Here is a 6,295-nt window from a genome sequence, read left to right on the forward strand (position 1 = left end):
GTTTTCAATAGGTATTTTATTAAATAATCATTGATATATGAAAAAGTTAAAGCATTCTATTCTTTCGCTCTTGTTATTGATGGGAGCGTGTATTGTCAGTTGTAGTAATGATGATGGACAGACTTCCTCCACCGATCCGGATGAAGTAGGGGGAGAAAGTTTCACGATTCCTGTATCGAGTTTGCGTTTGCGGGACCCGTTTATTCTGGTCGACAAGAAAACTTCGATGTATTATCTTCATTTCAATAATAACTTGAAAATCAGAGTTTATAAAAGTAAAGACCTGTCCACGTGGAAAGACGAAGGATATTCTTTTATAGCTAAAACTGATTTCTGGGGGCAACAGGATTTTTGGGCACCGGATGTGTATGAATATGAAGGACGTTATTATTTATTTGCTACTTTCAGTAATGCGGGAGTGAAGCGGGGAACTTCTATTCTAGTTTCCGATAGTCCGAAAGGCCCTTTCACTCCACTTGTAAACAAGGCGATTACTCCTTCCGGCTGGATGTGTCTGGATGGATCTTTGTATATTGACAAAGAAGGAAATCCCTGGCTGTTGTTCTGTCGTGAGTGGCTGGAGGCCATCGACGGTGAAATTTATGCCCAACGGCTGGCGAAAGATCTGAAAACGACAGAAGGTGATCCGTATCTGTTGTTCAAGGCTTCGGAAGCTCCCTGGGTAGGCTCTATTACAAGTTCCGGGGTGACAGGCAATGTTACGGATGCTCCTTTTATCTATCGTCTGGATGATGGAAAACTGATTATGCTATGGTCCAGTTTCCGAAAGACAGATGGAAAATATGCCATCGGGCAGGCTGTCTCGGCATCAGGTGATGTGCTTGGTCCTTGGGTGCAGGAGCCCGAAACGTTAAATAGTGACGATGGCGGACACGCGATGGTATTCAAGGATCTTAAAGGCAGGCTGATGATTTCTTATCATGCACCGAATTCGCAGACGGAACATCCGGTGATAACACCTATTTATATTAAGGATGGAAAATTTGTAGCTCTGAATTAATGTGGCTTTTTCTTTCTGAACCGTCTATTGTATATAGATTCAGTTGACAGAAATAAATAATCTATTTTGCGGGTATATGTCTCATTATTTAGAAGGAAGTGTTAACTTTGGCGAAATAGATTCTGTTGACCGATGTTGCCGTTATTGTATAGAAGGTAAAGTCAGAAAAGTAAATAAATAATTTGAAGAGCTTATGAAAATAAGAAATCTGGTGTTTGGTGCCATTTGTGGCATTATATTCTTTTCCTGTTCGGAGTCTGGTGGGGGAAAAGAGGTAGAGATGGATCGCTTTGTCACAGACCTGATGGGTAAAATGACGATCCGTGAGAAGCTGGGACAGTTGAACCTTCCTTCCGGTGGCGACTTGGTGACAGGCTCGGTGATGAATAGTGAGCTTAGTGATATGATTCGCAAAGAAGAGATCGGTGGCTTTTTCAATGTAAAAGGAATCAAAAAAATCTATGACCTGCAACGGCTGGCAGTGGAAGAAACCCGATTGAAAATTCCCTTGATAGTCGGGGCGGACGTCATACATGGTTATGAAACGATTTTCCCGATACCGTTGGCCCTCTCATGCAGTTGGGATACGTTGGCTATTCAGCGGATGGCGCGGATTTCTGCCATTGAAGCCAGTGCGGATGGCATTTGCTGGACATTCAGCCCGATGGTAGATATCTGCCGGGATGCCCGTTGGGGACGTATTGCCGAAGGAAGCGGTGAGGACCCTTATCTGGGTTCACTGTTGGCAAAGGCCTATGTGCACGGTTATCAAGGTGACAGTATGCAGGGAAAAGATGAAATCCTTTCTTGTGTAAAACATTTCGCCCTCTATGGAGCATCAGAAGCCGGTAAGGATTATAATACAGTCGACATGAGCCATCTGCGTATGTATAACGAATATTTTGCTCCTTATCGGGCGGCGGTTGAGGCTGGTGTCGGTAGTGTGATGAGTTCTTTTAATATAGTAGACGGCATACCGGCTACGGCAAATAAATGGCTGTTGACAGACGTGCTTCGTGACGAATGGGGATTTCAGGGACTTTTGGTCACAGACTACAATTCCATTGCTGAAATGTCCATTCATGGTGTGGCTCCTTTGAAGGAAGCCTCTGTCCGTGCTTTGCAGGCGGGGACGGATATGGACATGGTTTCCTGCGGCTTTCTCAATACGTTGGAAGAATCGCTGAAAGAGGGGAAAGTCACCGAAGCACAGATTGATGCAGCTTGCCGTCGTGTGCTGGAGGCTAAGTATAAACTGGGCTTGTTTGCCGATCCATATAAATATTGCGATACGTTACGTGCGGAAAAAGAACTTTATACACCTGAGCACCGTGCAGTTGCACGCGAGGTTGCGGCAGAGACGTTTGTTCTACTGAAAAATGAGAATCACCTGCTTCCGTTGGAGGAAAAAGGGAAAATTGCATTAATAGGTCCGATGGCAGATGCACGCAATAATATGTGCGGAATGTGGAGCATGACCTGTACTCCGTCCAGACATGGTACATTACTCGAAGGAATCCGGTCGGCAGTAGGAGACAAGGCTGAAATACTTTATGCCAAAGGCAGCAATGTATATTATGATGCGGAAATGGAAAAAGGAGCTGTCGGCATCCGTCCGTTGGAACGTGGTAATGATCAGCAACTGCTGGCCGAGGCATTGCGTACGGCTGCCCGTGCCGATGTGATTGTGGCTGCTGTGGGTGAATGTGCGGAAATGAGTGGTGAATCTCCTTCCCGTACTAATCTGGAAATCCCTGACGCTCAGCAGGACTTATTGAAAGCATTGGTGAAAACAGGTAAGCCTGTGGTACTGCTCCTGTTCACCGGTCGTCCTTTGATCTTGAACTGGGAAAGCGAACACATTCCTTCTATTCTGAATGTATGGTTCGGAGGTAGTGAGACAGGGGATGCCGTTGCCGATGTTCTGTTTGGCAAAGCCGTCCCGTGCGGCAAGCTGACTACTACCTTCCCTCGTTCGGTAGGGCAACTTCCTTTGTTCTACAATCATTTGAACACCGGACGTCCGGACCCGGACAACCGTGTTTTCAACCGGTATGCCAGCAACTATCTGGATGAGGGTAACGAACCTCTTTATCCTTTCGGATACGGTTTGAGTTATACCGACTTTGTATATGGCGACCTGCAGCTCAGTTCGGAAACCTTGCCGAAAAATGGAAACCTGACAGCTTCCGTTACCGTCACCAACAAAGGGAACCATGACGGCTATGAAACGGTACAAATCTATTTGCGTGATATCTATGCGGAAGTAGCGCGTCCGGTGAAAGAGCTGAAAGGCTTCGATCGTATCTTCCTGAAAAAAGGAGAAAGCCGTGAAGTGAAGTTTGTACTTACGGAAGATGACCTGAAATTTTATAATTCCGGGCTGCAATATATCTACGAACCGGGAGAGTTTGACGTGATGATAGGTACGAACAGTCGTGATGTACAGACAAAGCGCTTTATTGCGGAATAATTATTTTGAAATCTAATATATTAGTTACAACCATGAAAAAACTTACATTTTTATTATTATGTGTCTTGTGTACGCTTTCGTTGCAAGCTCAGAAGCAATTTACACTAGCCTCACCTGATGGAAATCTGAAAACGACAATAACCATTGGCGACCGGCTGACTTATGACATTACATGCAACGGCAGGCAGATTCTGACTCCTTCTCCCATATCAATGACGTTGGATAACGGGACTGTCTGGGGAGAAAATGCGAAATTATCCGGAACTTCCAGGAAGAGTGTGGACGAGATGATACCATCTCCTTTCTACCGTGCCAGCGAATTGAGAAATCATTATAATGGACTGACCTTGCGTTTCAAAAAAGACTGGAATGTAGAGTTTCGTGCATACAATGACGGTATCGCCTACCGTTTTGTGAATCAGGGGAAGAAGCCTTTTCATGTGGTGACGGAAGTATCTGATTATTGTTTTCCATCGGATATGACTGCCTCCGTGCCTTATGTAAAAAGCGGTAAAGACGGTGATTATAACTCCCAGTTTTTTAATTCTTTCGAGAATACGTATACAACGGACAAACTGTCGAAGCTGAATAAACAGCGCTTGATGTTCTTGCCGTTGGTAGTAGATGCGGGCGATGGAGTGAAAGTCTGTATCACAGAGTCCGATCTGGAAAATTATCCGGGACTTTATCTTTCTGCTTCGGAAGGCGCGAATCGTCTGAGCAGTATGCATGCTCCTTATCCGAAGCGTACGGTACAGGGTGGTCACAACCAGCTTCAGATGTTGGTGAAGGAGCATGAAGACTATATTGCCAAAGTGGATAAGCCGAGAAACTTCCCCTGGCGTATAGCCGTGGTTACTACCACCGATAAGGACCTTGCCGCTACCAATCTCAGCTACCTGTTAGGTGCGCCTTCACGTATGTCCGATATTTCATGGATTAAACCGGGAAAGGTTGCTTGGGACTGGTGGAATGACTGGAATCTGGATGGCGTTGATTTTGTGACCGGAGTAAATAATCCGACTTATAAGGCATATATAGACTTTGCTTCTGCAAACGGTATCGAGTATGTGATACTTGACGAGGGATGGGCAGTGAACTTACAGGCGGATTTGATGCAGGTTGTCAAGGAGATTGACCTGAAAGAACTGGTAGATTACGCAGCTTCTAAAAATGTAGGTATCATCCTTTGGGCCGGTTATCATGCATTCGAGCGTGATATGGAAAATGTGTGCCGTCATTATGCCGAAATGGGAGTAAAGGGTTTCAAAGTGGACTTTATGGACCGTGACGATCAGGAAATGACTGCATTCAACTATCGTGCCGCTGAAATGTGTGCTAAATACAAGCTGATTCTCGACCTTCACGGCACTCATAAGCCTGCCGGATTGAACCGTACTTATCCGAATGTGTTGAATTTCGAAGGAGTCAATGGGTTGGAGCAGATGAAATGGAGTTCACCGTCAGTAGATCAGGTGAAGTATGATGTGATGATTCCTTTCATCCGTCAGGTTTCCGGTCCGATGGATTATACGCAGGGGGCGATGAGGAATGCTTCCAAGGGTAACTATTATCCTTGTTATTCAGAACCGATGAGTCAGGGAACCCGTTGCCGCCAACTAGCCTTGTACGTGGTGTTTGAATCTCCTTTTAATATGTTGTGCGATACTCCGAGCAACTATATGCGCGAACCGGAATCAACGGCATTTATCGCAGAAATACCAACTGTATGGGATGAAAGTATCGTTCTTGACGGTAAAATGGGAGAGTATATTGTGACAGCACGCCGGAAAGGGGATGTCTGGTATGTAGGTGGAATTACAGATTGGAGTGCACGTGATATTGAAGTCGATTGTTCTTTCCTGGGTGATAAATCTTATCATGCTACTTTGTTTAAAGATGGTGTGAATGCTCATCGGGCAGGTCGTGATTATAAGTGTGAGTCCTTCCCGATAAAGAAGGACGGTAAACTGAAAGTTCATCTGGCACCGGGAGGAGGTTTTGCCCTTAAGATAAAATAATTATTTTAGAGTTGAAACTATGTTTTTTATCGTCACCCGTCACTTTTTAGAATAAAGTATTAATATATAGACCAATAGCGGTGACGGCAAATGCTGATGGCTAAGTGACGGCAAGAGTTTTACGCTTTTTGCCGTCACTTTTTGTGTTGTAAACTGATTCTTGGTCTAGCATATTATTCTCCTAGAGATAATCAGGCTCCCCACGTAATTTGAATGCGTTTTTGCTCTCATGCCCTAACAGATTGTCTGTATGCCTTTATTCATCGTAGTTTCAGGTATGGCAGCAATTGTGGTAGCAGGTATGAGAGCAAGTGTTTGCTCTCACTCTTCCATGTATCATTATCTGTCATTTGTTTGATGTTGTCATTTGATTTACAGTGTGTTAATGTCTGAGGTGTCAATTCTTAACGATTGATATTTCAGACATTAATAATTGATAAATCATCCTTTAATAGTTGATAACTCAGCTGTTTTTGAGTGATAAGTGATTTATTGTTTCTTGGAAGAGCAGGTTAATCGAACAGTTGGTGCGGTCAAGTTAATTGAATCATATAAGTAAGGGATCAGTTTCCTGCCTTGTTTCATTCATTCCATCGGCTGGAACCACTGTTTTCAAGCGTCCGGAACTTTGGTTTCACGGCTTTGAAACTAAAGTTTCAAGCCGATGAAACTTTAGTTCCAAGCAGGAGAAACAAAAGTTTCAAGCGGGAGAAACTAAAAAGCTCTGTACTTCCCTAATAATGGTTGACTTGTTTATCTCTAATAGCTGCTATGTGTTGA

The 6,295-nt window shown here is 44.2% G+C and carries 3 protein-coding genes; all 3 read left to right on the forward strand.

The window, feature by feature from the left end; translation table 11 throughout:
• The first annotated feature begins 37 nt into the window (after positions 1–37).
• Positions 38–1,021, forward strand: coding sequence for a glycoside hydrolase family 43 protein (locus KTR07_RS20675; protein WP_016269673.1), 984 nt, complete (start codon positions 38–40; stop codon positions 1,019–1,021).
• Positions 1,022–1,214: 193 nt separating this feature from the next.
• Positions 1,215–3,494 carry a beta-glucosidase BglX gene (gene bglX, locus KTR07_RS20680; protein ID WP_055229694.1) on the forward strand — a complete coding sequence of 760 codons (2,280 nt, stop codon included), beginning with the start codon at positions 1,215–1,217 and terminating at the stop codon, positions 3,492–3,494.
• Between the two features lie 32 nt (positions 3,495–3,526).
• A complete protein-coding gene (locus KTR07_RS20685) occupies positions 3,527–5,515 on the forward strand; it encodes a glycoside hydrolase family 97 protein (protein WP_117860594.1) in 1,989 nt (662 codons plus the stop codon).
• The last annotated feature ends 780 nt before the right edge of the window (positions 5,516–6,295 follow it).

Origin of the sequence: Bacteroides sp. MSK.20.82, from assembly GCF_019052485.1 — a bacterium.
Classification (GTDB): Bacteria; Bacteroidota; Bacteroidia; order Bacteroidales; family Bacteroidaceae; genus Bacteroides; species Bacteroides thetaiotaomicron.